Source organism: Streptomyces sp. BE20 (genome assembly GCF_036322525.1).
GTDB lineage: Bacteria > Actinomycetota > Actinomycetes > Streptomycetales > Streptomycetaceae > Kitasatospora.
In genome coordinates this window covers 1-848 of the sequence record NZ_JAQYWW010000637.1, presented here as the reverse complement: position 1 = coordinate 848, position 848 = coordinate 1, and the positions used below count along the sequence as shown (strand labels likewise).

The window sequence follows — 848 nt, the reverse complement described above, 5'->3', positions numbered from 1 at the left end:
AGAAGTGATCTCATTTGGTGATTCTGCGGTTGCAGATGAGGGTGGCGGCGATGGTGGCGAAGGCCGCGAAGTGGGTGCCCTTGCGTTCGTAGCGGCGGTGGAGTCGGCGGAAGCCGCCGAGCCAGGCGACGGTCCTTTCGATCACCCAGCGGTGGCGGCCGAGACGCTGGGAGGACTCGACACCGCGGCGGGCGATGCGGTGGGTGATCTGCCGTCGCCGCAGGTAGGAGCGGATGAAACGGTGGTCGTAGGCTTTGTCGCCGTGCAGCTTGCCGGGACGGCGGCGCCGCGGTCCGCGTCGGGAGCGGATCGGTGGGATCGCCTCGACGAGCGGGATCAGGGCCTGACTGTCGTGCAGGTTGGCGCCGGAGATCGCGAGCGAGATGGGCAGACCGGTACGTTCGGTGAGCAAATGGATCTTCGACCCGAACTTGCCCCGATCGACAGGATTCGGACCCGTCAGGTCCCCTTTTTCGTGGCGCGCATGTTCACCGAGTCGACCGCGCACCTGGACCAGTCCAGGCCGCCCCGCGAACCGAGTTCGTCCAGGACCAGGCGGTAGAGCTTCGCCCACACCCTCGCTGCGGTCCACTCGGCGAAACGGCGGTGCGCGGTCGGACCGGACGGCCCGAAGCAGGGCGGCAGCTGGGCCCATGTACACCCCGAGGTGGCCACGAACACGATCGCGGCCAGCACCTCCCGGTCCCCGTGACGCCGACGCCCGCCACCCTGCGGACGCGTCGGCGCCGCCGGCACCACCCGCTGGAACAACTCCCACAACTCATCCGGCACCAGACGCTCCACGATCAGCACGCGAGCAGCCTACAAGCCCAAATGAGATGACTTCT

Annotated in this window: 1 protein-coding gene; it reads right to left on the bottom strand. The window is 68.0% G+C overall.

The genetic code is table 11. From position 1 onward, the window contains the following. Positions 1–10: 10 nt before the first annotated feature. Positions 11–804 (bottom strand): IS5 family transposase gene (locus PUR61_RS13530; protein WP_443035166.1). Its coding sequence is split into 2 segments (ribosomal slippage): positions 11–471 and positions 471–804, totalling 795 coding nucleotides; the frame shifts between segments, so codons are not numbered across the junction. Positions 805–848: the final 44 nt, after the last annotated feature.